This is a genomic window from Pseudomonas oryzihabitans NBRC 102199 (assembly GCF_000730625.1).
GTDB classification, from domain to species: domain Bacteria; phylum Pseudomonadota; class Gammaproteobacteria; order Pseudomonadales; family Pseudomonadaceae; genus Chryseomonas; species Chryseomonas oryzihabitans.
The window spans coordinates 319,082-345,638 of record NZ_BBIT01000002.1; the positions used below are offsets into that span (position 1 = coordinate 319,082).

At 68.0% G+C, this 26,557-nt stretch carries 26 protein-coding genes; 13 read left to right on the plus strand and 13 right to left on the minus strand.

The genetic code is table 11. The annotated features are described in order from the left end of the window. Nucleotides 1-34 precede the first annotated feature (34 nt). Together POR01S_RS02950 and POR01S_RS02955 are read right to left on the minus strand one after the other, a co-directional pair. Entirely contained in the window at nucleotides 35-1,105 is a 1,071-nt protein-coding gene (locus POR01S_RS02950; protein WP_042133639.1) for a sugar phosphate isomerase/epimerase family protein, read from the minus strand. 2 nt (nucleotides 1,106-1,107) lie between these two features. Next, complete coding sequence (locus POR01S_RS02955) at nucleotides 1,108-2,280, minus strand: Gfo/Idh/MocA family protein (protein WP_042133641.1); 1,173 nt, start codon at nucleotides 2,278-2,280, stop codon at nucleotides 1,108-1,110. Nucleotides 2,281-2,442: 162 nt separating this feature from the next. Between POR01S_RS02955 and POR01S_RS02960 the strand changes: the two genes are divergently transcribed. Beyond that, nucleotides 2,443-3,438 carry a LacI family DNA-binding transcriptional regulator gene (locus tag POR01S_RS02960; RefSeq protein ID WP_042133643.1) on the plus strand — a complete coding sequence of 332 codons (996 nt, stop codon included), beginning with the start codon at nucleotides 2,443-2,445 and terminating at the stop codon, nucleotides 3,436-3,438. A 24-nt stretch (nucleotides 3,439-3,462) separates the two neighbouring features. Here the strand turns inward: POR01S_RS02960 and POR01S_RS02965 are convergent, their stop codons facing one another. The 4 genes from POR01S_RS02965 to POR01S_RS02980 all read right to left on the minus strand — a co-directional run bounded on the left by POR01S_RS02965 (nucleotide 3,463) and on the right by POR01S_RS02980 (nucleotide 5,492). Further along, nucleotides 3,463-3,699 carry a hypothetical protein gene (locus tag POR01S_RS02965; RefSeq protein WP_042133645.1) on the minus strand — a complete coding sequence of 79 codons (237 nt, stop codon included), beginning with the start codon at nucleotides 3,697-3,699 and terminating at the stop codon, nucleotides 3,463-3,465. Next, a complete protein-coding gene (locus POR01S_RS02970; protein WP_042133646.1) occupies nucleotides 3,696-3,953 on the minus strand; it encodes a hypothetical protein in 258 nt (85 codons plus the stop codon). Before POR01S_RS02970 ends, POR01S_RS02965 begins: the two co-directional genes overlap by 4 nt. A 144-nt stretch (nucleotides 3,954-4,097) precedes the next feature. Next, nucleotides 4,098-4,310, minus strand: a complete 213-nt coding sequence (locus tag POR01S_RS02975) for a hypothetical protein (protein WP_169742406.1) — start codon at nucleotides 4,308-4,310, stop codon at nucleotides 4,098-4,100. Nucleotides 4,311-4,604: 294 nt separating this feature from the next. Next, on the minus strand, nucleotides 4,605-5,492 hold the full coding sequence (locus tag POR01S_RS02980) for a LysR family transcriptional regulator (protein WP_042133648.1): 888 nt from the start codon (nucleotides 5,490-5,492) through the stop codon (nucleotides 4,605-4,607). A 202-nt stretch (nucleotides 5,493-5,694) separates the two neighbouring features. Here POR01S_RS02980 and POR01S_RS02985 point away from each other — a divergent pair, with 202 nt between their 5' ends. From POR01S_RS02985 to POR01S_RS03005, 5 genes are read left to right on the plus strand one after another with little or no spacing between them, the layout of a single operon-like run. Continuing rightward, nucleotides 5,695-7,077 (plus strand): glutamine synthetase family protein, encoded by a 1,383-nt coding sequence (locus POR01S_RS02985; RefSeq protein ID WP_042133650.1) that lies wholly within the window; start codon nucleotides 5,695-5,697, stop codon nucleotides 7,075-7,077. Nucleotides 7,078-7,088: 11 nt separating this feature from the next. Next, nucleotides 7,089-8,582 carry an aldehyde dehydrogenase gene (locus POR01S_RS02990; RefSeq protein ID WP_042133652.1) on the plus strand — a complete coding sequence of 498 codons (1,494 nt, stop codon included), beginning with the start codon at nucleotides 7,089-7,091 and terminating at the stop codon, nucleotides 8,580-8,582. A gap of 55 nt (nucleotides 8,583-8,637) precedes the next feature. Next, nucleotides 8,638-9,915 carry an NAD(P)/FAD-dependent oxidoreductase gene (locus POR01S_RS02995; protein WP_042133654.1) on the plus strand — a complete coding sequence of 426 codons (1,278 nt, stop codon included), beginning with the start codon at nucleotides 8,638-8,640 and terminating at the stop codon, nucleotides 9,913-9,915. A 45-nt stretch (nucleotides 9,916-9,960) separates the two neighbouring features. Continuing rightward, nucleotides 9,961-10,707 carry a gamma-glutamyl-gamma-aminobutyrate hydrolase family protein gene (locus POR01S_RS03000; protein ID WP_042133656.1) on the plus strand — a complete coding sequence of 249 codons (747 nt, stop codon included), beginning with the start codon at nucleotides 9,961-9,963 and terminating at the stop codon, nucleotides 10,705-10,707. 58 nt (nucleotides 10,708-10,765) lie between these two features. Beyond that, a complete protein-coding gene (locus POR01S_RS03005; RefSeq protein WP_052382618.1) occupies nucleotides 10,766-12,307 on the plus strand; it encodes an APC family permease in 1,542 nt (513 codons plus the stop codon). Nucleotides 12,308-12,336: 29 nt separating this feature from the next. On the opposite strand, the gene POR01S_RS03010 is transcribed toward POR01S_RS03005, so the two are convergent. After that, nucleotides 12,337-13,482, minus strand: coding sequence for an MFS transporter (locus POR01S_RS03010; RefSeq protein ID WP_169853339.1), 1,146 nt, complete (start codon nucleotides 13,480-13,482; stop codon nucleotides 12,337-12,339). A 173-nt stretch (nucleotides 13,483-13,655) separates the two neighbouring features. Between POR01S_RS03010 and POR01S_RS03015 the strand changes: the two genes are divergently transcribed. Further along, nucleotides 13,656-14,267 (plus strand): TetR/AcrR family transcriptional regulator, encoded by a 612-nt coding sequence (locus tag POR01S_RS03015; protein ID WP_042133660.1) that lies wholly within the window; start codon nucleotides 13,656-13,658, stop codon nucleotides 14,265-14,267. Nucleotides 14,268-14,282: 15 nt separating this feature from the next. Here the strand turns inward: POR01S_RS03015 and POR01S_RS03020 are convergent, their stop codons facing one another. Both POR01S_RS03020 and POR01S_RS03025 read right to left on the minus strand, forming a co-directional pair. Continuing rightward, complete coding sequence (locus POR01S_RS03020) at nucleotides 14,283-14,822, minus strand: nuclear transport factor 2 family protein (protein WP_027602036.1); 540 nt, start codon at nucleotides 14,820-14,822, stop codon at nucleotides 14,283-14,285. Between the two features lie 205 nt (nucleotides 14,823-15,027). Next, nucleotides 15,028-16,734 carry an amidase gene (locus tag POR01S_RS03025; RefSeq protein WP_042133663.1) on the minus strand — a complete coding sequence of 569 codons (1,707 nt, stop codon included), beginning with the start codon at nucleotides 16,732-16,734 and terminating at the stop codon, nucleotides 15,028-15,030. 228 nt (nucleotides 16,735-16,962) lie between these two features. Between POR01S_RS03025 and POR01S_RS03030 the strand changes: the two genes are divergently transcribed. Next, nucleotides 16,963-17,901 (plus strand): cation diffusion facilitator family transporter, encoded by a 939-nt coding sequence (locus POR01S_RS03030; RefSeq protein WP_042133664.1) that lies wholly within the window; start codon nucleotides 16,963-16,965, stop codon nucleotides 17,899-17,901. Nucleotides 17,902-17,908: 7 nt separating this feature from the next. Here POR01S_RS03030 and POR01S_RS03035 read toward each other — a convergent pair whose 3' ends face one another. Both POR01S_RS03035 and POR01S_RS03040 read right to left on the minus strand, forming a co-directional pair. After that, complete coding sequence (locus POR01S_RS03035; protein ID WP_042133666.1) at nucleotides 17,909-19,165, minus strand: DUF2254 domain-containing protein; 1,257 nt, start codon at nucleotides 19,163-19,165, stop codon at nucleotides 17,909-17,911. 6 nt (nucleotides 19,166-19,171) lie between these two features. Beyond that, nucleotides 19,172-19,804, minus strand: a complete 633-nt coding sequence (locus tag POR01S_RS03040; protein WP_027599677.1) for a cyclodeaminase/cyclohydrolase family protein — start codon at nucleotides 19,802-19,804, stop codon at nucleotides 19,172-19,174. A 184-nt stretch (nucleotides 19,805-19,988) separates the two neighbouring features. Here POR01S_RS03040 and POR01S_RS03045 point away from each other — a divergent pair, with 184 nt between their 5' ends. The 4 genes from POR01S_RS03045 (at nucleotide 19,989) to POR01S_RS03060 (ending at nucleotide 23,425) form a co-directional block, all read left to right on the plus strand. After that, nucleotides 19,989-21,356, plus strand: coding sequence for a GntT/GntP/DsdX family permease (locus POR01S_RS03045; protein WP_007158688.1), 1,368 nt, complete (start codon nucleotides 19,989-19,991; stop codon nucleotides 21,354-21,356). A 13-nt stretch (nucleotides 21,357-21,369) separates the two neighbouring features. Next, nucleotides 21,370-21,921 carry a chromate transporter gene (locus POR01S_RS03050; protein WP_042133668.1) on the plus strand — a complete coding sequence of 184 codons (552 nt, stop codon included), beginning with the start codon at nucleotides 21,370-21,372 and terminating at the stop codon, nucleotides 21,919-21,921. Next, nucleotides 21,918-22,442 carry a chromate transporter gene (locus POR01S_RS03055; RefSeq protein WP_007158686.1) on the plus strand — a complete coding sequence of 175 codons (525 nt, stop codon included), beginning with the start codon at nucleotides 21,918-21,920 and terminating at the stop codon, nucleotides 22,440-22,442. Before POR01S_RS03050 ends, POR01S_RS03055 begins: the two co-directional genes overlap by 4 nt. Before the next feature lie 71 nt (nucleotides 22,443-22,513). Next, on the plus strand, nucleotides 22,514-23,425 hold the full coding sequence (locus POR01S_RS03060) for a bestrophin family protein (protein WP_042133670.1): 912 nt from the start codon (nucleotides 22,514-22,516) through the stop codon (nucleotides 23,423-23,425). 408 nt (nucleotides 23,426-23,833) lie between these two features. Here POR01S_RS03060 and POR01S_RS23275 read toward each other — a convergent pair whose 3' ends face one another. Together POR01S_RS23275 and POR01S_RS03065 are read right to left on the minus strand one after the other, a co-directional pair. Beyond that, nucleotides 23,834-24,028, minus strand: a complete 195-nt coding sequence (locus POR01S_RS23275) for a DUF1272 domain-containing protein (RefSeq protein ID WP_074582846.1) — start codon at nucleotides 24,026-24,028, stop codon at nucleotides 23,834-23,836. 16 nt (nucleotides 24,029-24,044) lie between these two features. Then, the gene (locus tag POR01S_RS03065) at nucleotides 24,045-25,031 is read right to left on the minus strand and encodes a GlxA family transcriptional regulator (RefSeq protein ID WP_042133672.1); all 987 of its coding nucleotides are present in this window, start codon (nucleotides 25,029-25,031) and stop codon (nucleotides 24,045-24,047) included. A gap of 137 nt (nucleotides 25,032-25,168) precedes the next feature. Between POR01S_RS03065 and scpB the strand changes: the two genes are divergently transcribed. Then, the gene (gene scpB / locus POR01S_RS03070) at nucleotides 25,169-25,915 is read left to right on the plus strand and encodes an SMC-Scp complex subunit ScpB (protein WP_042133674.1); all 747 of its coding nucleotides are present in this window, start codon (nucleotides 25,169-25,171) and stop codon (nucleotides 25,913-25,915) included. Nucleotides 25,916-26,557: the final 642 nt, after the last annotated feature.

Consider the following 26,557-nt stretch of genomic DNA (forward strand, 5'->3'; position numbering starts at 1 on the left):
TGTGGGTTATGTGACGAAAAAACGAGGCGGATCCTCACTCCAGGCCGAGCATTCGCCGATTGCGCGCCGGGTCGGCGTCGCTGCCGGCGAAGTCGTCGAAGGCGCGGGTGGCCGGCTGGATCAGGTGGCGCTGGATGAAGGGCGCTCCTTCGGCCGCGCCCTGGGCCGCGTCCTTGAGGCAGCACTCCCATTCCAGCACCGCCCAGCCGTCGAAGCCGTACCGGGTGAGCTTGCTGAAGATGGCGCCGAAATCGACCTGGCCATCGCCCAGGGAACGGAAGCGTCCCGGCCGCTCGGCCCAGTCCTGGTAGCCGCCATAGACGCCGCTGCGGGCATCGGGACGGAATTCCGCGTCCTTGACGTGGAACATGCCGATGCGCGCGTGATAGCGGTCGATGAAGCCCAGGTAGTCCAGTTGCTGCAGGACGAAATGGCTGGGGTCATAGAGGATGCGCGCGCGGGGATGGTCGTCCACGGCCGCCAGGAAGCGCTCGAAGGTGGCGCCGTCGTGCAGGTCCTCGCCCGGATGCAATTCGAAGCAGAGGTCGATGCCTTCTTCGCCGTAGACGTCGAGGATCGGTCGCCAGCGCCGGGCCAGTTCGGTGAAGCCCTCGTCCACCAGGCCGGCGGGCCGCTGCGGCCAGGGATAGACATAGGGCCAGAGCAGGGCACCGGAAAAGCTCGCCACCGCCTTGAGACCGAGGCGGCGACTGGCCTTGGCGGCAAGCTTGAGCTGCTTGACCGCCCAGGCCTGGCGCTCCTCCGGACGACCGCGCAGCGCCGGCGGGGCGAAGCCGTCGAAGGCTTCGCTGAAGGCCGGATGCACGGCCACCAGTTGCCCCTGCAGGTGGGTGGAGAGTTCGCTGATGGCCACCCCGGCGTCGGCGCACTGCCCGAGCAGTTCGTCGCAGTAGTCCTGGCTGGCGGCGGCGCGTTCCAGATTCGGGCACTGCGGGCCCAGCGTCGGCAGCTGGATGCCGCGGTAGCCGAGGTCCGCCGCCCAGCGCGCCAGGTTGGGCAGGGTGTCGAAGGGCGGCTTGTCGTCGAGAAACTGGGCGAGAAAGATCGCCGGGCCCTTGAGGCCGGGACGAGCGTTGGCGGCCATGTTCAGGCTCCTAGGGTCGGTAAGGGGGTCCAGGCGCCCTGGCGCCGATGGCTGGCCAGGGCGGTTTCGATAAAGGCCAGGCCGCGCCAGCCGGTGGTGATGCCGGGCAGGCCCGGCGCGGGATCGGCGGGATCGCGAATGGCCGCGGCCAGCTCGCGATAGAGATTGGCCAGGGCTTCGAGATAGCCCTCCGGGTGCCCGGCGGGCAGGCGCAGGCGCTGCTGGGTGCCGGCACTCAGCCAGGGCAGACCGAGGCCGGCGCGCAGGGTCTGCGGCGGTTGGTCGAGGCTGCGCTGCAGCAGGCTGTTGGGTGCCTGCTGCTGCCATTCCAGACTGCCGCGCTCTCCGTAGAGGCGGATGCGCAGGCCATTCTCCTCGCCAATGCAGACCTGGCTGGCCAGCAGGCTGCCGCTGGCGCCCGCGGCGGTTTCGAACAGCACCATGACATCGTCGTCCAGCCGCCGACCGGGCAGGTGGCTGCGCAGGTGGGCACTGAGGCGGGTGATGGGCTGGCCGCCGATGAATTCGGCGAGGCTGAAGGCATGGGTGCCGATGTCGCCCAGGCACCCGCCCGGGCCGGAGAGGGCCGGATCGTCGCGCCAGGCCGCCTGCCGATTGCCGGTGGCGGCCAGGTCCTGGGCGAGCCAGCCCTGGGGGTATTCCACATGGATCTTGCGCAGTGCCCCCAGCTCGCCGCGGGCGACGCGCTCGCGGGCTTCCCACACCAGCGGATAGCCGAGGTAGGTGTGGGCCAGCGCATAGCGCAGGGGCCGGGGCAGGGCGGCCAGCGTGTCCGCCAGGCGCTGCACCTGGGCCAGGGAGATGCCGGCGGGTTTTTCCGATAAGACGTGGAAGCCGGCGCTCAGGGCCGCCTGGGCGATGGGCACATGGAGGTCGTTGGGCGTGACGATCACCAGCAACTCGGCCCGTTGCTCGGGGGGCAGTCGGGCTTCGCTGGCCAGCAGGGTCTCCCAGGAGGCATAGACCCGTTCGGGCGCCAGACCCAGCTCGCGACCGGTCGCCTCGTTGTTGGCCAAATCACGGCTGAAGGCGCCGCAGACCAGTTCGAGCGCGCCATCCAGGGCCGCCGCGCGCCGATGGGCCGCGCCGATGAAGGCGCCCTGGCCGCCACCGATCATGCCGTAGCGGACCTTGCCGCCGGTTTCAGCCTGCATCCTCTTACCCTCGGTTTGTTATTGTGTTGAGTGTAACCGGTTACATCTGCGGGTATTTGGAGCCTGCGGCGATCGTTAGTCAAGCGCCCGGCGGACGTACGGCTTGCCCGCACGCCGGGCTTTGCGCACAGTTGCACCCTTTCCCACGCCAACCGAGGCCGCATGTCCAATATCCGCAGGGTCGCCGAACTGGCCGGGGTATCGGTCGCGACCGTCTCGCGCACCCTGAAGAATCCCGAGGTGGTGGCGCCGGCGACTCGCGAACGGGTGCAGGCCGCCGTGACCGCGGCCAACTACCGGCCCAACGCGATGGCGGTGCAGTTTCGCTCGCGCCGCACCGGCAACCTGGTGGTGCTGGTGCCGCTGATCGCCAACAGCTTCTTCGCCCGCGTCATCGCCGGGATCCAGCAGGCGGCCCAGGCGGCGGGGTATCGGGTGCTGCTGTGCGATACCGCGGGCGACGAGGCCCGCGAGCGCGAGTACGCCGAACTGGTCTATGCTCGGCAGGCGGATGGGGTGATCCAGCTGCGCGCCTTCGATCCCTTCGCCGGGGACCCCGACGCACCGCCGGTGGTGAATGCCTGCGAGGTGCTCGCCGAGCATTCCTGGCCCAAGGTGCGGCTGGACAATCGCGCTGCCGCCCGCTGCCTGACCGAGCACCTGCTGGCGCTCGGTCACAGGCGCATCGCCCTGATCAAGGGACCGGAACGCAGTCCGCTGACCCTGGAACGCCTGGCGGGTTATCAGGAGGCGCTCAACCAGGCCGGTGTCCCGCTGGACCCTGACCTGCTGCACCCGGGTGATTTCACCCTGGCCGCCGGTGCCGCCGCGGCCCGGGCGCTGTTGAAGCTTTCGGAGCGGCCGACGGCGCTGTTCTGCTGCAGCGACGAGATGGCGATCGGCGCCCTCCAGACCCTTCGCGGCGCCGGGCTGCGGGTGCCCCAGGACCTGTCCCTGGCAGGCTTCGACGACATCGCCTTCGCCGCCTACAGCGATCCGCCGCTGACCACCATCGCCCAGCCCGCGGAAGCCTTCGGCCAGCGTGCGGTCGCCCTGTTGCTGGAGACCCTCGCCGGTTCGCCACCGCCCTGTCGGGAGGTGGTGCTGTCCTTCGAGCTGGTGGTACGGGGCAGTACCGGCCCCTGCCGCCCTGGCTGAGAGGCCGGTTGCGCGGAGGTCCGCTCAGACGCGGGAGGCGCGCACCAGCGCCAGTCGCTCGCGGATATAGCTGTCGTTATCGATCGCCTGGACGTCGAAGGGGATGACGATCGCGCGCCGGTCGGCGCGCGAATACAGGCGCGCGAAGATCGAGCCGTCCGGGCAGGTCGGGCTGACCAGCACGGTCCAGCCGTCCAGTTCACGCGTCAGGCGCTGCATCAGTGTTTGCGTGGGCAGCGTGGCGAGTTTGGCGTTCTTCATCGGTCTGGCCTTGGATGCTGGGTGATGACTTCATTGGGGACCCGGCGCCGCTCGGCAGCGCGCTCGCCGGACGTGCTCGAGCCAGCCGTGCGGCGCAGTCGCTCCAGCAGTCTGGACAGCGTCGGACGCCTCGCAGGGTGGCGCCGCGCCAGGGCGCTGGCGAAGGCGGGTGGCTGCGGGCTGCCGGTCGTGTCGTTCAGCTTTTCGAGAACGGAATCGAGCCGGCAGCTCTTGATCTGCGAATGGACGCTCATGCTGGACGGAGCCTGATCGTGTGCGCCTTCCTCCTTGAGGGCGACGTTACCCAAGGTCTGCTTTTGCCGGCAGCGGCACGGATCACCAGGAGGCGTTTCGCCTAGGAGTGCCGCGCCGTCCGGACTTGCACTGTCAGTCGTCAGCTAGCTTGTTTCCGTGGCAAGTCGAACTGCGACTTCCTCCACCAGTTGGATAGTTTCCGCCGTCAGGGCTTCGAACTGAAAGAGCATGTCCTGCAGTTGCGGACTGCCCATATCCACATTGCGAAGTTGATCGATTCTCAACGTCAGCAATCTGTGGATCTGCAGCAGGCAGTCACGATCGGGATTCTCGGGGATGACGAACAGGCGGCTCATCGTTGTCTCCATGGACAGGTTCCTCACGCCCATGGATATCGCCTAACCTGCTTGTTTTTTAAGGCAATTCGTCGCCGACGATCTACTTGGAAAGAGCGCCTTGCGTGCTTGACTCTGGTTGTCGGAAGAGCGCTTGAGGGCTCTTGGTCGCATTAGCGACCTTATCTTCAAAAAGCTCGTGAAGAATGCGTGAAAAATTCGTTAAAACCTTTTTAGGTGGTTGTTTAAGTGGGACGTGGTGTTTCAAAAGTTTTAGGCAAGTTGGCAGCAAAACCGACGAACGAACGCTTCGTTTCAGGCCTGACAGACATCCGCTATCCGCGCCTTCAACAGATTCGCCAACTCATCGAAGAGGATCTGCACCGAGCGCAGCGACAGATTGTCCGGGCGGGTTAGCAGCCAGATATCGGTGTCGCAGCCATGCAGCGCCGGACCCAGGCGTTCGACGCCCTCCAGGCTGCTGATCATGAAGTCGGGGAGGGCGGCCACACCGAGGCCGGCGCCGACCAGGCTGCCTACCGAAGACATGCTGCTGCAGCGATAGCGCGGGGTGAGGCTGGGATAGGCCTGTCTCAGCCAGGCGACCGAGACGTGATCGGCGAGGGAGTCGTCCGGGGCGATCCAGGGCAGCTCGGTGGCCAGCTGGCCGTAACCGCTGCGATAGCGTTCGTGACCGCAGACGAAATAGGAGCTGCGACCGAGCCGGCGGCCGATCAGGTGTTCGGGCGGGGCGTTGGACAGGCGCAGGGCGATGTCCGCATCCCGTCGGCTCAGGCTGGCGAAGGTGTTGGAGGTGGCGACTTCCAGGGCGACCGCGGGATAGCGCGGCATGAGGTCGGCGAGGCCGGGCAGCAGCAGGCTGCGCAGCACGGCATCGGTGCAGGTCAGGCGGACCGTGCCGCTGATGACGTTCTCGCCCTGGGTGAGGGCGATGCGCGCCGCATCCAGCGCCTGTTCGGCGCGCTCGGCCTGTTCGGCGAGGGCCTTGGCGCTCTGGGTCGGGGTGTAGCCGCGGCGGGTCTTGTCGAACAGCGCGACCTGCAGATTGGCTTCGAGCTTGCGGATGGCGCGAAAGACCGTGGAGACGTCCACCTGCAACTGTTCCGCCGCGCGGGCCAGGGTCCTGCCGCGGACCAGGGCAAGGATCAGCTTGAGATCGGCATGACCTATCTGATATTGCATCGGTGCATTCTTCCTTTGCCGATTCGCCGATATGGGTTGCGCTCATGCCAATTTATACTGGCCCGGCCCCCCAAGGGCAATCAGGTGGAAGGGCGGACCTTGCAGACAGGGTCGGCGCCTGCAGCAACCACCGCCCACAGCCACGCTGCCAGACCCGCACGAGCAAGCACAACGAAGCGGGCCAGCGTCAAGGATGCCTCCCATGAATTCGATATCCCCCCGCGTCGTCCAGCTCACCGAAGCCAACGGCTTTCTCAAGGAGCACCCCGAGATCCAGTACGTCGATCTGTTGATCACCGACATGAACGGCGTCATCCGGGGCAAGCGCGTCGAGCGGGCCAGTCTCTCCAAGGTCTATGAGCGCGGCATCAATCTGCCGGCCTCGCTGTTCGCCCTGGACATCAACGGCTCCACGGTGGAAAGCACCGGCCTGGGCCTGCACATCGGCGACGCCGACCGCACCTGCTTTCCCATCCCTGGCACCCTGAGCTACGAACCCTGGCAGAAGCGCCCGACCGCGCAACTGCTGATGACCATGCACGAACAGGACGGCTCGCCATTCTTCGCCGATCCGCGCGAGGTGCTGCGCCGGGTGGTGAAGAAGTTCGACGACCTGGGGCTGACCATCTGCGCCGCCTTCGAACTGGAGTTCTATCTGATCGACCAGGAGAACGTGAACGGCCGGCCGCAACCGCCGCGCTCGCCGATCTCCGGCAAGCGACCGGTCTCCACCCAGGTCTATCTGATCGACGACCTGGACGAATACGTGGATTGCCTGCAGGACATGCTGGAAGGCGCCAAGGAGCAGGGGATACCGGCAGACGCCATCGTCAAGGAATCCGCGCCGGCGCAATTCGAGGTCAACCTGCATCACGTCGAAGACGCCATCAAGGCCTGCGACTACGCGGTGCTGCTCAAGCGGCTGATCAAGAACATCGCCTACGACCATGAAATGGATTCCACCTTCATGGCCAAGCCCTATCCCGGCCAGGCGGGCAACGGCCTGCACGTGCACATTTCGCTGCTGGACAAGCAGACCGGGCAGAACATCTTTGCCACCGGCGATCCCGAGCACCATGCGCCGCTGCGCCATGCCATCGCCGGCATCCTCGAAACCCTGCCGGCGTCGATGGCCTTTCTCTGCCCGAACGTCAACTCCTACCGCCGCTTCGGCGCCCAGTTCTATGTGCCCAATGCGCCGAGCTGGGGCCTGGACAACCGCACCGTGGCGGTGCGCGTGCCCACCGGCAGCAGCGAGGCGATCCGCATCGAACACCGGGTCGCCGGGGCCGATGCCAATCCCTATCTGATGATGGCCTCGATCCTCGCCGGCATTCACCACGGCATGACCCAGCGCCTGGAGCCCTGCGCCCCGGTCAGTGGCAACTCCTATGAGCAGCTCGAACAGAGCCTGCCCAACAACCTGCGCGACGCCCTGCGCCAGCTGGACGACAGTGCGGTGATGAATCAGTACATCAGCCCCGAGTACATCGACATCTTCGTCGCCTGCAAGGAAGCCGAGCTGGAGGAGTTCGAGACCACCATCTCCGACCTCGAATACAACTGGTACCTGCACACTGTCTAGGAGGCGTGATCATGACCGTGCTGACGCAACAGGACTGGGAGCAGCGTGCCCAGGCGTTGACCATCGAAGCCCGTGCCTTCATCGACGGCCGCTACCAGGCCGCCCAGGGCGGCGCGACCTTCGCCGACCTGAGTCCGGTGGATGGTCGCCCGCTGGCCCGGGTGGCCAGTTGCATGGCCGAGGATGCCGAGCTCGCCGTGCAGGCTGCGCGGGCGAGCTTCGCGCGAGGCGACTGGGCCCATCGGGCACCAGCGCAGCGCAAGCGGGTGCTGATCGCCTTCGCCGATCTCTTGCTGGCCCATGCCGAGGAGCTGGCCCTGCTGGAAACCCTGGACATGGGCAAGCCGATCAGCGATTCGCTCGCCATCGATGTGCCGGCGGCGGCCAATGCCATCCGCTGGAGCGCCGAGGCCATCGACAAGGTCTACGACGAGGTGGCGCCCACGCCGCGCGACCAGCTCGGTCTGGTGACCCGCGAACCGGTCGGGGTGGTCGCGGCCATCGTGCCCTGGAACTTCCCGCTGATGATGGCCTGCTGGAAACTGGGGCCGGCGCTGGCAACCGGCAACTCGGTGATCCTCAAGCCGTCCGAGAAGTCGCCGCTGACCGCCATTCGCATCGCTGCCCTGGCGCTGGAGGCCGGCATCCCGGCGGGCGTGTTCAACGTGCTGCCCGGCTACGGCCACACCGTCGGCCAGGCGCTGGCGCTGCACCCGGACGTCGATACCCTGGTCTTTACCGGTTCCACCCGCATCGCCAAGCAGCTGCTGGTTTATGCCGGCGAGTCGAACATGAAGCGGGTCTGGCTGGAGGCGGGTGGCAAGAGCCCCAACATCGTCTTCGCCGACGCCCCGGACCTCAGGGCCGCGGCCGAGGCAGCCGCCGCGGCCATCGCCTTCAACCAGGGCGAGGTGTGCATCGCCGGCTCGCGGCTGCTGGTCGAGCGCTCGATCAAGGCGCGCTTTCTGGCCCTGGTGGCGGAGGCGCTGCAGGCGTGGACGCCCGGCCATGCCCTGAATCCCGATACCCGCGTCGGCGCCCTGGTGGACGAAGGCCATCTGCGCACCGTGCTGGAGTTCATCGTGGCCGGCCGCGCCGAGGGGGCGCGACTGGTGAGCGGCGGTGAGCGGGCCCTGAGCGAAACCGGCGGCAGCTACGTCACGCCGACTATCTTCGAAGGCGTAGACAATGCCATGCGCATCGCTCGGGAAGAGATCTTCGGTCCGGTGCTGGCGGTGATCGACTTCGACGGCGAAGCGGAGGCCGTGCGCATCGCCAATGACACCCCCTATGGCCTGGCCGCCGCCGTCTGGACGAGCGACCTCTCCCGCGCCCATCGCGTGGCCCGCGCCTTGCGTGCGGGCAGTGTCTGGGTCAACCAGTATGATGGCGGCGACATGACGGCGCCCTTCGGCGGCTTCAAGCAGTCCGGCAACGGACGCGACAAGTCGCTGCACGCCTTCGACAAATACACCGAACTCAAGGCGACCTGGATCAAGCTCTGAACAGGCGCGGCGGCCCGGGCGTTCGCGCCGGAGCCGCAGGCAGAGGAATCTCACCATGCAACAACACGTCGGCAGTTACTACGCGGCTTCGCGCAACATCCACACCGAGTATCCAATGCTCCAGGGCAGTGTCGACAGCGACGTCTGCATCATCGGCGCCGGTTACACCGGGCTTTCCACCGCGCTGTTCCTGCTGGAGCACGGCTTCAGCGTGACGGTGCTGGAAGCGGCGCGGGTCGGCTTCGGCGCCTCCGGGCGCAATGGCGGCCAGATCGTCAACAGCTACAGCCGCGACATCGATACCATCGAGCGGCAGTTGCCGGCCAAGCAGGCGCAACTGCTGGGCGAGATGGCCTTCGAGGGAGGTCGCATCATTCGTGAGCGCATCGCTCGCTATGGCATCCAGTGTGATCTGAAGGACGGTGGCGTCTTCGCCGCCCTGACCGGCAAGCAGCTCGGTCACCTGGAAGCCCAGCAGAAGCTCTGGGAGCGCTACGGCCATACCCAGCTGCAGCTGCTCGACAAGGCCGGCATCGGCAAGGTGGTCGGCACCGATCGCTACCTGGGTGGCCTGCTGGACATGAGCGGCGGCCATATCCACCCGCTCAACCTGGCCCTGGGCGAGGCGGCGGCCGTGGCGTCCCTGGGCGGCAAGATCTACGAGCAGAGCGCGGCCACCCGCATCGACCGCGGCGCCAACCCCGTGGTGCATACCGCTCAGGGTCAGGTGAAGGCGCGTTTCGTGGTGGTCGCCGGCAACGCCTACCTGGGCGGGCTGGTGCCGGAACTGGCCGCCAAGTCCATGCCCTGCGGCACCCAGGTGCTCACCACCGAGCCGCTGTCCGAGGAGCTGGCGCGCAGCCTGCTGCCCCAGGACTATTGCGTCGAGGACTGCAACTACCTGCTCGACTACTTCCGCCTCAGCGCCGATCGCCGGCTGATCTACGGCGGGGGCGTGGTCTATGGCGCGCGGGATCCGGCGGACATCGAGGCCATCATCCGGCCGAAGATGCTGCAGACCTTTCCGCAACTCAAGGGCGTGAAGATCGATTTCACCTGGACCGGCAACTTCCTGCTGACGCTGTCGCGCCTGCCCCAGGTGGGCCGCCTCGGCGACAACATCTACTACTCCCAGGGCTGCAGCGGTCACGGCGTCACCTACACCCACCTGGCCGGCAAGGTGCTGGCCGAGGCCCTGCGCGGCCAGGCCGAGCGCTTCGATGCCTTTGCCGGCCTGCCGCACTATCCCTTCCCGGGCGGGCAACTCCTGCGCGTGCCCTTCACCGCTCTGGGCGCGACCTACTACCAGTTGCGCGATCGCCTCGGTATCTGACCCTGTCCGCCCGCCGGCTACCGGCGGGCACTCTGGAGATAAGCCATGTCCCCTATGCCCCTCATCGGCGTGACGGCGTGCCGGCAGACGCTCGGCAAATACGATTCCCATACCGTCGGCGACAAGTACGTCGAGGCGGCGGGTCATGCCGGCGTGCCGGTGGTGCTGCCGGCGCGCAGCGTGCCGAGCGATCCGCAGGCGCTGCTGGCGCACCTGGACGGTCTGCTGTTCACCGGCTCGCCATCCAATGTCGAGCCCCATCACTACCAGGGACCGGCGAGTCTCGCCGGCACCCACCATGATGCCGCGCGCGACGCCTACACCCTGCCGCTGCTGCGCCTGGCCATCGACCGCGGCATTCCGGTGTTCTGCATCTGCCGCGGCTTTCAGGAGCTGAACGTGGCCCTGGGTGGCAGCCTGCACCAGCGCGTCCAGGAACTGCCCGGGCACGACGATCACCGCGAGCCCCAGAGCGAGCTGCTCGCCGAGCAGTACGCACCCACCCATCCGGTCACGGTGCCGCCGGGCGGGGTGTTCGAGCGCCTCGGCCTGCCGGCCAGCTTCCAGGTGAATTCGCTGCACAGCCAGGGTATCGCGCGCCTGGCGCCCGGGCTGCGCATCGAGGCCCAGGCGCCGGATGGGCTGGTGGAAGGGGTATCCCTGGCCAATGCTCCGGGCTTCGTCGTCGGGGTGCAGTGGCATCCCGAGTGGAATTTCCGCGACAACCCCGAATCCCTGGCGCTGCTGGACGCGTTCCGCGACGCCTGCCAGCGCCATGCCGCCGCGCGCTAGGCACCTTGCCGCACACGCCGCACTCTGAATAACAAGACCAACAGCAGGACAGAGACCTATGACTGAACAGCGCAAGGGCACGCCGGCCGGCGGCTCGGACACCGCCGGGCCGGCAGCCCTGGCCGATCCGTCCGCCAAGGGCCTGGCCGCCGGCTCCCTCGGCCTGCTCGCCTGCGTGGTGCTGGGCATCTCCACCATCGCCCCCGTCTACACCCTGACCGGCGCCCTGGGCCCCACCGTGCGCGAGGTGGGCGTCTATCTGCCGGCGGTCTTCATCGTCGGCTTCCTGCCGATGCTGCTGGTGGCCCTGGGGTATCGCGAGCTGAACGCGGTCGATCCGGACAGCGGTACCTCCTTTACCTGGTCGACCCGCGCCTTCGGTCCCATGATCGGCTGGATCGGCGGCTGGGGCCTGGTCACGGCCACCACCATCGTGCTGTCCAACCTCGCCGGGGTGGCGGTGGACTTCTTCTACCTGTTCCTCGCCCAGCTCAGCGGCCGGGCGGAGCTGGCGGCGCTGTCGCAGCACCTGCTGGTGAACGTCGTCACCTGTTGCGTCTTCATCGCCATCGCGGTCTGGATCAGCTGTCGCGGCATCGGCATGACCATGAGCGTCCAGTACGGCCTGGTGGCCCTGCAGCTGCTGGTACTGATCGGCTTTTCCCTGGCGGCCTTCAATGCCGCGCCCGAGGCGGCGCCGGTGGTCTTCCACCCGGAGTGGTTCAATCCCTTCAACGTCGAATCCTTTTCCGCCTTCGCGGCGGGGCTGTCGCTGTCGATCTTCATCTTCTGGGGCTGGGATGTCTGCCTCACGGTGAGCGAGGAATCGGTGGGCAGCCAGAAGGTGCCGGGGCGGGCGGCCACGGTCACGGTGCTGCTGATCCTGCTGCTGTACCTCTTCACCGCGGCGGCGACCCTGCAATTCGCCGGCATCAGCGAAGCCGGCCTGGGCCTGGGCAATCCGGAGATCCAGGAAAACGTCTTCGCCCACCTGGCCGGTCCGGTAATGGGGCCGCTGGCGATCCTGATGTCCATCGCGGTGCTGGCCAGCACCGCCGCCTCGCTGCAGTCCACCTTCATCTCCCCGGCGCGCACCCTGCTGGCGATGGGGTACTACGGCGCGGTGTCGCGGCGCTTCGCCCACATCTGCCCGAGATCGCGCACGCCGCGCTATGCCACCATCGCCGCGGGCATCGCCACCGGCGGCTTCTATGTGGTCATGCGTACCCTGAGCGACAACGTCCTCGCGGACACCATCACCGCCCTGGGCATGATGATCTGCTTCTACTACTCGCTGACCGCCTACGCCTGCGTCTGGTACTTCCGCCGCAGCCTGTTCGACAGCCTGCGCCATGCGCTGCTGCGTGGCCTCTGCCCGTTGCTGGGCGCCATCATCCTCTCGGTGATCTTCTGGCAGACCGCCATCGCCAGCCTCTCGCCGGACTTCGGCAGCGGCTCCCACCTCGGCGGCATCGGCCTGGTGTTCATCATCGCCGTGACGATCCTGGCACTGGGTCTGGTGCTGATGCTGTTCGCCCGCTGGCGCGCGCCGGCGTTCTTCCAGGGCGAGACCCTGGAGGCACAGCCGCACCGGGGCTGAGGAGGCGGGCAGGGCGCCCGCACCCAGGGTCAGTGACCCATGACCGCTGAGCCGCTCGCCCGGGTGCCGGCGGGAAAGCCATGGCGCCGGGCACTGGCGGCGATGGCCAGGGCGCTCAGTGACAGCGCCACCACCGCCCAGCTCAGCGCCTGGGGGCCGATGCCGTCCAGCAACAGGCCGCCGAGGATGCCGCCCCCGGCGATGGCGCTGTTCCAGGTCACCACGTTCATCGCCAGGGCCGCATCGGCGCCACTCCCCGCGGTATCCGCCAGGGCGGTCTGCAGCAGGGTGGCCGCACCGCCAAAGGTCAGGCCCCAGCCAAAGACGCCCAGGTACTGCAGCGGCGCCGAGTCACGATTGAGTCCCAGCAGCAGCGCGATCGCGGCGAAGCCGAGGAGACTCAGCAGCACCGCCCGCCGCAGGCTGTGGTCGACGATCCGCCCGGTGATCCAGATCCCCGCCAGTGACGCCGCCCCGAAGGTCAGCAGCACTCGATCGACCTGATCGCCCAGCCCGGCCTGGGCGACGAAGGGGGCGATATAGGTGTAGAGCAGGTTGTGCGCCAGCATCCAGGTAAAGACCACGCCGAGGATGGCGCGAATGCCGGGCGTGGCGAACACCTGGCGCAGCGGCAGGCGCTGCCCCTCGGTCTGCCCCGGATAGTCGGGCACCTTGGCCAGCACCCAGACGATCAGGCCGAGGGTGAGGGCGGACATGCAGGCAAAGGCCAGCCGCCAGCCCAGCAGCCCGCCCAGCCAGGTCCCCAGGGGTACGCCCAGCGACAGGGCGACCGGCGTGCCGAGCATGGCGATGGCCATCGCCCGCCCTTGCAGGCGCGGCACTACCAGGCGCCGGGCATAGCCGGCCAGCAGACTCCAGGCGAGGCCGGCCGCGGCCCCGGCGGCGAAGCGGGCGACCAGGGTCAGCGGATAGCTGGAGGAGAGCGCGGTGAGGGTGTTGAACAGCAGAAAGCCCAGGATGGTCGCCAGCAGCACCCGGCGACGCCGCCAGCGCGCCGTCGCCAGGGTGAGGGGGATGGCGGCAGTCAGCGAGCCGGCGGCATAGGCGGTTACCGTCTGCCCGGCCAGGGCATTGGAGACCTGGAGTCCCTGGGCGATCTCGGGGAGCAGGCCGGCGGGCAGGGTCTCGGTCATGATGCAGATGAAGCCGGTCATCGCCAGCGCCAGCAGCGCGGCCACTGGCAGGCGTTCAGGGTTGGGGATCGCGGTCACGGCTAGGCTCCTTAGATATGTATCGATTGGTATATATCTAAGCAGCAGGTCCTCCGGCTGGTCAATGAATTCTGTATCGTCTAGTATAAAAATCGATTTTGACGAGGAGTACGGCTGTGGCTCAGGTGGGGCGTCCGCGGTCCTTCGACCGCACCCAGGCAATCGATGACGCGATGCTGCTGTTCTGGCGCTATGGCTATGAGGCGACCTCCCTGAGTCGGCTCAAGGCGGCGATCGGCGGTGGCATCACCGCGCCCAGCTTCTATGCGGCCTTCGGTTCGAAGGAGGCGCTGTTCAAGGAGGTGGTCGCCCGCTACATGGAGACCCATGGCCGGGTGAACGATCCGCTGTTCGACGAGACCCTCGCCCCGCGGGAGGCGATTTCCTCGGCCCTGTCTCGCTCGGCGCGGATGCAGTGCGACGAGCACCTGCCCAAGGGCTGCCTGGTGGCGCTCGGCACCCTGGGCTCCTATGCGGATGAAGACTCCAGCATTCCGCTGCCCCTGCGCGAGGCCCGTGCCCGGATCCGCGCCGGTCTGCTGGCCTGCGTCAGGCGCGGTATCGACCGTGGCGATCTCGCGGCGGGCACCGAAGCGCCTGTCCTGGCGACGCTGTTCGAAGGCTTGCTGCTGGGCATTTCACCCATGGCGCGGGATGGCGTGGCATTGCCCGTGATCAAGGGCGCCATCGCCCTGGCGATGACGCTCTGGGACGCTCATCGGCCGTGATCGCACGGGGGGGCGTCAGGGCGCCTGCCGTTCTGCGCTGGGCATGGCGGGCGAGGAGTCTGCCAGGGCTATGCGGTCGATGACGTCCTGGTAGGGGACGAGATCGAGAAAGGCCTCGACCTGGGTCGCCCGTGCCCCGTCCATCCTGAAGATCCACACGTATTCGTTGCGATAGGGCGCGCCATCGCGCGCGGTGGCCGTGCCCATCCAGCGCACCACGACCTGATCCTCGCGTGCCCAGATGCCCTCGACCCGGGGCACGATGGGCGTGGCCAGGCGCTGCGCGAAGGGGCGTACGGCGCGTTGCAGAAAATCCTCGCGGCCATGGTAGGTGCCCGCTGCCGGACCGCTGCCCCGGATGGTCCAGACCACCGTGGGCGAGAGCAGGTCGTCGAACAGACTGCCGCGGCCCGCGCTCCAGTTCGCGAAGGCCCGTTCGACCAGGCGTTGGTTGCGTTCAGCGGTGGATTCGGCGGCTGCGACGCCGCTCCAGAGAACACTCAAAAGGGCGAGCGCCAGCAGCGCGCTTCCGGTCAGACGTTTGGCTGGATTCATGGCGGTAGGCTCGTGCAGGACGGAATGAGGTGGGCAGCGGCGCCGGCAAACGGCACCTGCCTGGAACCCACCTTAGGCCCCTGGCGGCGTCCGCATAACCGGCCCATGGCTGGACACTCTGGTTAGCGCGCCTTGACGCCAGGGGGCATCCTCCGATTCCGGCCGCCGGGTGACGCCTGGCGGCCAGCGTCCACGCCGTCTCCGCTCAACCCTCCAGCGGCGGCGTCCGTGGCGGTATCTGGCGCTTGGAGCCGGTCGCCTCGTAGGCGGCGGCCAGGCGCAGCAGGTTGGCGTCGTCATAGGCGCGACCGGCGAAGGTCAGGCCCACCGGCATGCCGATGTCGGCCATCACGCCCATGGGCACGGTCACGGTCGGCACGCCCAGGTGGCGGATGGCGAGGTTGCCGTTGGCGACCCAGACGCCGTTGCTCCAGGCGATGTCGGCCGAGGCGGGATTGATCTCGGCATCCGCCGGGCCCACGTCGGCCACGGTGGGAAAGAGCACCGCGTCCAGGCCCTGGGCCTCGAGCCAGTCTTCCAGGTCCAGCTTGCGCGTCCGTTCCAGGCCGCGCAGACCGTCGGGGAGGGTGGTGATCTGCTCCAGGGTCTTGAGCCCCCGCTCGGCCATGCGCACGTATTCGGCCATGCCGGCGGCCAGGTCGCCTTCCCGGTTGGGCAGGGTGCCGGGCTCGTGGGGAAAGATCAGTTCGCCGTCGACGTCCACCAGGCGATTGAGTTTGGGATCGTTGTTGTCGCGCAGGAAGGTGTCGAAGCCCCAGGCGGACAGGTCCCAAAGTTCGTCATGGAGAAATTCCCGGGAGACGATGCCGCGGTTGAACACCGTGGGTGCGCCGGGGCGGTCGCCTTCGCAATTGGAGACCAGCGGGAAGTCCACCTCGATCACGCTGGCGCCAGCGGCTTCCAGGGCCGTGCGGGCCTGTTCCCAGAGCGCGATCACCGAGTCGCGGGTCTGGATGCGCTGGCCGGTGGGACCGCCGATGCCGGGATTCTCGCTGGTGCCGGCGTCCGGATCCTGGTTGATGAACATGCGCGGCACGCCCAGGCGCTTGCCGGCCAGAGCATTGGGACCGGTGGCCAGGGCCGGGTAGGACGCCGGACGTACCGCCGAGGCCAGCGGCAGCGGCACCCAGGGTTGCAGGCGCCAGAGGTCGCCGGAGGTATCGGGATCGTCGGCCACCACCACGTCGAGCACTTCCAGCAGATCGGCCATGGTGCGGGCATAGGGCACCACCACGTCCATGGTCGGCGTCAGCGGCCAGTTGCCGCGTACCGAGATGATTCCGCGCGAGGGGGTGTAGGCGCACAGGCCGTTGTTGGACGCCGGGCCGCGGCCGCTGGACCAGGTTTCCTCGGCCAGACCGAAGGCGGCGAAGCTGGCTGCGGTGGCGGTGCCGGCGCCATTGGAAGAGCCGGAGGCGAAGGGCGCGGTCAGGTAGCCGGCGTTGTAGGGGCTTTCGGCGCGGCCATAGACGCCGCGCTGCATGCCGCCGTTGGCCATGGGCGGCATGTTGGTCTTGCCCAGGCAGATGGCGCCTGCAGCACGCAGCCGCTCGATGGTGAAGGCGTCGCGCTGGGCTACCAGCTCCTTGAAGGCCGGGCTGCCGGAGGCGGCGGTAAGGCCCTTGACCAGGTAGCTGTCCTTGGCCGTGTAGGGGATGCCGTCCAGCGGCCCCAGGGTCTCGCCACGGGCACGCCGGCGATCGGACGCGGCCGCTTCGGCCAGGGCCTCGGGATTGCGCACCACCACGGCATTGAGCGCGGTGGCGCTGCTGGGTGGATCGTAGGCGTCGATCCGGGCCAGGTAGGCCTCGACCAGCGCTACCGCAGTGGTCTGGCCGGTTTCGAGTGCGCGACGCAACTCGGCGATGGAGCGTTCGGTAACTTCGATCATGGTGGGTCGCCGTTGAGGATTCCACGGTATGGGACAGGCGGCTGCCAGAGATCCCGGGAGAAAAAAGCACCGCTGCAGTGTACACCCGAAGCCCACCGCCTTTTGATTGCGTCCGCGCATGGAAGCCTTGCCGGACCGCCCATGCAGGTTGAGCTGTCGGCCTCTATGCTTGGCGTTAACTCAACCCGTTGGCCACGCCGGGAGGCGATCCCGTGGCCGGAGTCGATCATGCTGAAATGGCTGAGCAACGAGCGCAGGGTGCTGCGCTTTTCCATTGCCGTCACGGTGCTGCTGGCGGCCGTGGGTATCGCCTTCGGGGTGCTGTCCGGTTCCTATGCCATCGTCTTCGACGGCTTCTATTCGCTGACCGACGCCTTCATGAGCGGCGTGGCGCTGCTGGTGGCCATGCTGATCCACCGGCATGCGCAGGAACCGGAGGGCGATCGGCGGTTGGCCGAGCGCTTCAACATGGGTTTCTGGCACCTCGAACCCATGGTCCTGGCGCTCAACGGCAGCGTGCTGTGCATCGTGGCCTGTTACGCGCTGGTCAACTCGATCATCAGCCTGATGAGTGGCGGCAAGGCACTGGCATTCGGCATGGCGCTGCTCTATGCGCTGGTCGCGGCCTTGAGTTGCTTTGGATTCGCCGCCCTGGTGCACCGGTTGAACCGCGACATCCAGTCGGACTTCCTCAGGCTCGACATCAAGAGCTGGATCATGTCGGGCAGCATCTCGGCTGCCCTGGTGGTGGCCTTCCTGATCGGCGCCCTGGCCCAGGGCACGGCCTATGCCTGGATCACGCCCTACATTGATCCCCTGGTGCTGTCGATCATCTGCGTGCTGATCATCCCCATACCGCTCAGGCTGGTCTGGCAGGCCGTTAGGGAGATCCTCATGGTGACCCCGCCGGAGCTCAAGCGGCAGGTCGATGAAGTCGCCCGGGGCATGGTCACGCGCTTCGGCTTTCTCGACTATCGCGCCTATGTGGCCAAGGTCGGCCGGGCGCGGCAGATCGAGCTGTACTTCATCGTGCCCCTGGGGTGGCCGGCCAAGACCCTGGACGAATGGGACGCCATCCGCGACCAGATCGGCGAGGCCATCGGCGGCGAGGGGCCGGACCGCTGGCTGACCATCGCCTTCACCACCGATCCGGCCTGGTCGCGCTAGCGCTGCACTACTGGCGCGCCGTGCAGAGGCGTTCGACGTCCGCGGCCAGCTGCTGGAGGATGACGCGGTCCTCGGCCTGGCCAAGGGTGGCCTCGGCGCGGGCCAGCGCCAGGCGCGAATGGCGCAGGCACTCGCGCCTGATCCGGGCATCGCCCTGGACCGCCAGGCGCGCCAGGGCTTTCTGCAGCCGCATGCCCACTTCCACCAGCGGCGCCGCATCGCGACCCACCGGCAGGAAGAAGTCGTCGAACAGGTCATCCAGCGACAGCTCCGGCACCTCGATCCGCGGATAGCGGGGCTCGACCGCTTCCCGCGGCTCGGTGAGCGCCGTCAGCAGCCGTTGCGCGCGACCGAGGATGGCGATGGCGGTACCCGAGTCGCTGCGCGAGGGCACCAGCGCCCCGGTGGCGATCTCGCCGAGCACCGTCAGGCCGAAGCGCGGATCCTGGTCGTGTACCCGCCGGGCATCCAGGGTGAAGGCGGCGCGCAGGCGCTGGTCCTTTTCCGGTGGCAGGCCCTCGACCCAGAGCAGCGGCTGCGCCGGATCGAGAAAGGCGCCGGGCAGGGCGGCCAGGCGCAGGCGACCCTGGTCACCGCAGAGGTCGGCCAGCAGTGGCATGTCCACCCGTTGCAGATAGCCGGTGCGATCGGCCATGACCGGGCGGCCGCTGGCGGGCTCATCGACGGGCGCCGCCACCCCGCCCAGGTATGGCTGGGCCAGCCAGCGCTGCAGACTGTGTCTGGCGGCGTCCTCGATGCTGTCGCTGGTGGCATCCAGCTGGCCCAGTCGTGAGAGATGGTCGATCCAGCGCAGCAGGGTAAAGACGATCAGCAGGATCACCACCAGGGTCACGGCGAAGAGCACCACCCGGCCGTTGTCGCCGTAGAGCCCGGTGCTCAGGGCGATGATGCCGACCAGGCTGAACAGGAAGGAGCCGAGAAAGGTGGCCAGGGCGTTCTGGGTGGTGCTGTCTTCCAGGAGCAGCGGATAGGCACGGGGCGTCACGCTGCTGGCGGCGGCGTTGTAGGCCGTCACCATGGTGCTGAGGGAAAAGGTGGTCACCGCCAGCATGCTGCTTGCGATGATGGTGAGGATCTTGTCGACCGCATCGGCGCCGACCTTGGCCGGCAGCGTGGTCGGGATATGGTCGCGCAGGAGCAGGGCGAGGAGGGCGGTCGCCACCCCGGCGACCGAGAACAGGGTGGCGCGAAACCACAGGCGTCGCTGCAGTCCGCGCAGGACCCAGCCCAGGCGGGCCAGCACCGCGCGTCAGCCCATGGCCGGTGGTACGGGGGTGGCGCTCAGCTGGGCGAGACGCTGGTCGGCCTGCTGCTGGAGCTTGTCGCGCATCTGCCGGGCGGCTTCCCGGGCGTCGCCGGATTTCAGGCCATTGCGGTCGGCATCCACGGTGGTGAGCACGGCGCCCAGGGCACCATGGACCAGGCGGCCACCGGCCAGGGTGTCGCTGCGCAGCGGCTCGACGGTGAGCGGCGTGGCCGTGACGGCCAGGTCCAGGGCCTCCAGGCACAGCTGGGCGGTGGCGATGGGGATCTGCACGGCATTGGCCGCGGCCAGATTGAGCGCCTGCTGGCGGCGTTCGCCCTCGGCACTGGCGCCGCTGGCCTGGCGATCGGCTTCCAAGTAGTTGGCGAAGGCCTGCACATCGGCATCGGCGCAGGTGCTCAGGGCTTCCTGCAGGCGCTCGCCGACGGTGATCAGGTCGGCGTGGCGGGTCACCGGTTGGCGCTGCTGGCTGAGCTTGAGGCCCTTGAGGATCAGGGCGACACCCAGGCAGGCTGCCACCGTAGCCGCCGCGCCACTGCCCGGGGTGGGCAGGGTGGAGCCGGTGCCGTCGCGGAACTGGGCGAGGGTCTGCTGCCAGAGAGTAGAGGTTTCGTTCATGCCAACCGCCTGCAAGCAAAGGGTAAGGGATTCGGTCACGACCGAACGCTGTTTGGATCGTGCGAAACGGCTGAGGTTCGCAAGCTAAGTGCAATAAGCGACAGGCTTTATTTCGATTTACGTCGTACCTCGGCCGGCGTTCGGTTAAGGTAATCCTGAAACAATAAGTTACAAGGAGTCACCTGTGGATCCTGCTGCGCTCGCCTGGGTCGCCCACGACACCCGGCTGATCTCGTGCTGCCTGGCCGCCATCCTGGCCATCGTCCTGCTCATCGGCGTCACCCGTCTGCCCCCCTTCCTGTCCATTCTCATCGGCACCTTCATCGCCGGGCTGGGCGCCGGCTTGCCCGCCGAGGCCGTGGCCAAGGCCTTCAGCAAGGGCGCGGGCGGCATCCTCGGCGAGGCCGGCATCATCATCGCGCTGGGCTCCATGCTCGGCGCGCTGATGGCCGAGTCCGGGGCCGCCGACCGCATCGCCAGTACCCTGCTGGGGCTGGGCAAGGGCCGCAGCCTGCCGTGGGTGATGGCGCTGGTGGCCATGGTCATCGGTCTGCCGCTGTTCTTCGAAGTGGGCCTGGTGCTGATGGTGCCCATCATCTTCGTCATGGCGCAGCGCTCCGGACAGCCGCTGCTGCGCATCGCCATTCCGGCGCTGGCGGGCATGACCACCCTGCATGCCCTGCTGCCGCCGCATCCCGGTCCGCTCATTGCGGTCGGGGCGCTGCACGCGGACCTCGGCCTGACCATGCTCCTGGGGCTGGCGATCGCCATCCCCGCGGTGATCCTGGCCGGGCCGCTGTACGGCGGCTGGCTGTCGCGGCGCATGACCATCCAGCCGCCGGCGGAACTGGGCGAGCTGTTCAGCGCCCGCGACCAGCACGCCCGCCAGCCGGGTTTCGGCCTGTCGCTCCTGGTGATCCTGCTGCCGGTGCTGCTGATGCTGGGCAGCACCTTCGCCAAGGTCGCCCTGGATCCCCACAGCGGCCTGGCGGAGGGGCTGAAGTTTCTCGGTGAACCCCTGATCGCCCTGGGTCTCGCCGTGCTGGCGGCCACGGTGCTGCTCGGCTGGGGCAGCGGCATGCCGCGCGAGCGCGTCGGCGGCGTGCTGCGCAAGAGCCTGGCGCCCATCGCCGCGCTCCTGCTCACCATCGGCGCCGGCGGCGGCCTCAAGCAGACACTGCTCGACGCCGGCGTCAGCCATACCGTGGCCAAGGTGGCCGAAGGCGCCCATCTGCCCTACATCCTGCTGGCCTGGCTGATCGCCGTGGCGCTGCGCCAGGCGACCGGTTCGGCGACGGTGGCCACCACCACCACGGCCGGGATCCTCGCGCCAGTAGTGGCCGGGCTGGCCGGTCCCCAGGCTTCGTTGATCGCCCTGGCCATCGGCGCCGGTTCGGTGTTCTTCTGCCACGTCAACGACGCCGGCTTCTGGATGGTGCGCGAATACTTCGGCCTGGAGCTCAAGCAGACGCTGTGGGTCTGGTCGGTGCTGCAGACGCTGGTTTCCGTCACCGGCCTCGCGGGTACGCTATTGTTGTCGCTCTGGCTCTAGCTGAGAGGTGCCCATGGAGACCGCTCCCACCCTGAACCGCCCGCGCCGCCGCGATCTGTTCCTGGGCTTCTTCGGCCTGGGTATCACGGCCTTCGGCGGGGTGTTGCCGCTGGCGCGGCGCTACCTGGTGGAGAAGCGTCGCTGGCTGTCGGCGGAGGAATTCACCGAGTTGCTCGGTCTCTGCCAGTTCCTGCCGGGCGGCAACATCATCAACCTCTCGGTGGCCGTGGGCATGAGATTCGCCGGCTGGAGCGGCGCCCTGGCCGCTGCCGCCGGACTGCTGGTGGGGCCGACCCTGGTGGTGGTCGGCCTGGGCGTGCTCTATGACCGCTACCACGACGATCCGTTGGTGGGGCGCGCCTTCGCCGGACTCGCCGCCGCGGCGGCCGGGCTGCTGGTGGCCATGGCCGTCAAGCTGGTCCAGCCCCTGCGCGGTCGCTGGCTGGCCCTGGGCATCGCCTGCCTGGCCTTTCTCGCCCTGGCGCTGCTCAAACTGCCGCTGCTCTGGAGCATGCTGGTGCTCACCCCCATCAGCGTGCTGCTCAGCTATCGGCAGGGCCTATGAGCACGACCCTGCTGGCCCTGGCGCTGATCTTCACCCAGCTTTCGCTGCTGGCCTTTGGCGGCGGTAACTCGGTGCTGCCGGAGATGCAGCGCCAGGTGGTGACGGTGCACGGCTGGATGAGCGCCGCCGACTTCGCCGCCCTGTTCGCCCTGGCCCAGGCCGCGCCCGGTCCCAACCTCATGATCGTGCCGCTGATCGGCTGGCACGTGGCCGGCTGGCCGGGGCTGCTGGTGACCTCCCTGGCCAAGTTCGTGCCGTCCTCGCTGCTGACCCTGGGCGTGCTGCACCTCTGGCAGCGCTTCGCCGATCGCCCTTGGCGGCGGCATCTGCAGGCCGGGCTGGTGCCGGTCACCGTCGGCCTGGTGGCGGCCAGCGCCTGGCTGGTGGGCAGCAGCGTGGCCACCGCGCCGCTGTGGGTGCTGATCCTGGCCGCAGGCGCCCTGGGCTCGCTGTTCACCCGCTGGCATCCGCTGTGGCTGCTGGCCGGCGGGGCCCTGGTCGGGGTGCTGTTCGGACCCTGAACCGCGAGGGGCCCCAGGCACTGCCGGACGCGGATAGCGTCGAAGTCCTTACCTCAATCGAGAACACCGCTGTGATCACCCGTCCCCAGAATCCCTCGCTGCGCGAGCTGCTGTTCACCGTGCGCGGCTCCATCGTCCAGGCGATCTGGCCCAAGCTGCTCTATGTGGTGCTGCTGAGCCTGGCGGTGACCCTGAGCCATGACGTCTTCCTGCGCTTCGACTTCGGCCTGACCACCACGCCGCTGACCCTCTGGGGTCTGACCCTGGCGATCTTTCTCGGCTTTCGCAACACCACCGCCTACCAACGCTTCTGGGAGGCGCGCGGTCTGTGGGGTGAATTGCTGATCGCCGGGCGCAACCTGGCGCGCCAGGTCGAGACCCTGCTGCCGGGGCTGAGCTCGACCGAGCGCCGCCAACTGCTGACTCCGCTGCTGGCCTTCGGTTATTCCCTGCGTGACCACCTGCGCCGTGAAGCGCCGTCGGCCGATCTGCAGCGCGTGTTGGTGGGAGAAGATGCTTTGCTCGCGGCACCGCACCGACCCAGCGCGCTGATCCGCCGGCTGGGCACCCGGCTGGTCGCCAGGGCCCGCGAAGAAGGCCTCGGCGATCCGCTGATCGCCAACCTCGACCACCAGCTGGACCGGCTGACCGCGGTGCTCAGCGGCTGCGAACGCATCCGTCAGACGCCCATTCCCTATCCCTACATCCTGATGCTGCACCGGGTGGTGCACGTCTATTGTTTCCTGTTGCCGTTCTGCCTGGTGGACAGCCTGGGCTGGTTCACGCCCCTGGCGGTGCTGGTGCTGGCCTACACCTTCTTCGGCCTGGACGCCCTGGGCGACCAGATCGCCGATCCCTTCGGCACCCAGCCCAACCACCTCCCGCTGGACGCCCTCAGCCGCGGCCTGGAGATCGCCGTGCTGGACCTGCTGGGCGAGCCTACGCCCGAGCCGATCCGGGCGGAGGCGGGGTTGTTGCGGTAAGGGCAGGGCGGATAGCCCGCTATCCCCGTGGGAGAGGGTTGGGGTGAGGGCACGCCTCACCGCGGACACTGGGCACGACAGTGCGCCCACGGTGATAGCCCGATGACCGATCGGCAGCTACCGGTTCCGCAAGCGCCGAACGCCTGCACGAATAGCCCCCTATCCCCGTGGGAGAGGGCTGGAGTGAGGGCACGCCTTATCGCTGACACTGGGCACTACAGTGCGCCCACGGTGATAGCCCGATGACCGATCGGCAGCTACCGGTTCCGCAAGCGCCGAACGCCTGCACGAATAGCCCCCTCTCCCTGTGGGAGAGGGTTGGGGTGAGGGCACGCCTCACCGCGGACGCCCAGTGGAAAAGGCTGCGCCGTTTTCCACGCTACGGCTATCGATATTCCTGGCGTCGACTCAGTCCATTGTGTCCTTTGGTACCCGCCGCGGTCGCCTGAGCAACTCCCCCTGGCAATTCGGGCAGCGCTGCTGTAACGGTCCTGCGGCGCACGCTGCGCAAAAGGTGCACTCATAGGAGCAGATCAGCGCCTCCTCGCTCTCCATCGGCAGCGCCTTGGCGCAGTGTTCACACGAGCTACGCATGTCCAGCATGACTGTCTCTCCCTGATCAGGCGCCAAAGCGCGCCGCGTAGTCCTGGGGGCTGACCGCCAGGTGCTTGTGAAAGGTGCGCCGGAGATTTTCCGGATGGCCGAAGCCGCACAGGCGCGACACGGTGGCGATGGAGGCCTGGCCGTCCTGCAGAAGCACCCGCGCCGTCTCCAGGCGGACTTGCTCGACATAGCGCCCCGGTCCCATGCCCACCTCGCGGCTGAACAGGCGCGACAGGGTGCGCGGCGCCATATGGGCGCGTTCGGCCAGGCGCTCCAGGCCCAGGTCTTCCCCCAGGTGACCGGGAATCCAGTCGAGCAGGGCGGCCAGTCGCGGCGTCCGCCCCGGATCGGGCGCCAGGCAGGCGCTGAATTGCGCCTGGCCACCGGGGCGGCGCAGGAACATCACCAGTCGGCGCGCCACCGCCAGGGCCAGAGGGCGCCCGAGATCGGCTTCCACCAGCGCCAGCGCCAGGTCGATGCCGGCGGTGACGCCGGCCGAGGTGAAAACATGGGGATCGCCATCGCGTCCCTGGGGATCGTAGGTATGCAGGCGATCGCCCTGCACCGCGATGGCTGGAAAGGTCGCAAGTTCGTCGACATAGGCCCAGTGGGTGGTGGCGCGCCGGCCGTCCAGCAGCCCGGCACTGGCCAGCAGCAGGGCGCCGGAACACACCGAGCCGAGTCGTCGTATCCGGGGTTCCAGGTCGCGCAGCCAGGCCAGCAGGCCGGCGTCCTGGCGCAACGTCTCGATGCCCAGGCCGCCGGGGACGAGCAGGGTGTCCACATCGCCCACGTCGAGGTCGTACCAGCTCTGTTCGGCCTGGATGCCGATCCCGGCGGAGGTACGCACCAGCCCTTCGGCGGCGCCCAGCAGGCGCAACTGATAGTGGGCGGGCAGCCCCTGGCGCTCCCGTTCCAGATTAGCCGAGGCGAACACCTGCAGCGGACCGGTGACGTCCAGACTCATGACATCGGGATAGAGCAGGGCGGCGATCAGCGGCATGGGTGGCTCTCCGTAGCGATCTGCCGAGGATGCCCTGGCCGCCAGGCTGGCGACAAGGTCAAACACCCCACGAATCTGGCCATCCTGCGACAGGTTGGATTTGGCGGCACCCGCGCCCGGCCTTATCATCGCCGCCCATGAACTACACCGATCCCAAGCAACTGGCGCCGCTGCTGGAAGCCATCCTGCTCGCCGCCGGCCGACCCCTGACCCTGGAGCGCCTGGCCGAACTCTTCGAAGAGTACGAACGCCCCGAGCCCGCCCACCTGCGTGCTGGTCTCGCGGTGCTCGGCGGCTCCTGCCGCAAGCGCGGCTTCGAACTCAAGGAAGTGGCCTCCGGCTATCGTCTGCAGGTGCGCGAAAAGTACGCGCCCTGGGTCGGACGGCTCTGGGAAGAGCGCCCGCCGCGCTATTCCCGCGCCATGCTGGAGACCCTGGCGCTGATCGCCTATCGCCAGCCCATCACCCGCGGCGAGATCGAGGAGGTGCGCGGGGTGGCGGTCAACAGCCAGATCGTCAAGACGCTGCTGGAGCGCGACTGGATCCGCGTGGTCGGCTATCGCGACGTGCCCGGGCGCCCGGCCATGTTCGCCACCACCAAGACCTTTCTCGACTATTTCGACCTGCGCAGCCTGGACCAACTGCCGCCCCTGGCCGAAGTCCGCCAACTGGAGCCCGAGCCGGCCTCGGTGCTGGAAGACCCCGAACTGAGCCTGGCGGCCCTGGGCGTCGGTGATGCGCAAGAAGTGGAGGAGGGCTCCCTGGTGCTTCCCGAACGAACCAGCTTCCGCACCCTGCTCACCGAGCTGGACGCCATGGAAACCGGCCTCAAGACCGATTTCGATGATCTGCAGCAGGCGGCGGATGAGGAGGAAGAGGTTTGATGCAGGAGGTGTTGGACTTCACTGTGCTCAACCCAAGCTCCATCTCCGTCGCGACCATTGTGGTCCGCTGATGCCGCTAGACGAACGCCTGCTCGGGTAGCCCCCTCTCCCTTAGGGAGAGGGCTGGGGTGAGGGGACCCTTCGTGGCGGATTTCCAAGTGGAAAAGGCTGCGCCGTTTTCCACGCTACGTTGCTTTCCTGGCCGCGGAAGACCAACCGCTCGCTCGAACAACCCCCTCTCCCTCGGGGAGAGGGTTGGGGTGAGGGCACGCTTCACGATGAAGGCCCAGGCGGAAAAGGCTGCGCCGTTTTCCACGCTACGGTGCTTTCCTGGCCGCGGAAGACCAACCGCTCGCTCGAACAACCCCTCTCCCCTAGGGAGAGGGTTGGGGTGAGGGTAGGGCTCACCATGGGTGCTTGACCGGAACAGGCTCCGATGCGTATCGCGGCCATGCCGGTGCGCCGTAGCGACCGCTCCTACAGAAGATCCAGCTGCTGTAGGAGCGGCCCATGGCCGCGATAAAGACAGTGGCTCTTATCCTCGGAACTCCCCCGTAGGAGCGGCCGCATCCGTGGACCGACCTTGCCACAACCGAAAACGAAAAAAGCGCCCGAAGGCGCTTTTTCAGCTGAGTCCTACAG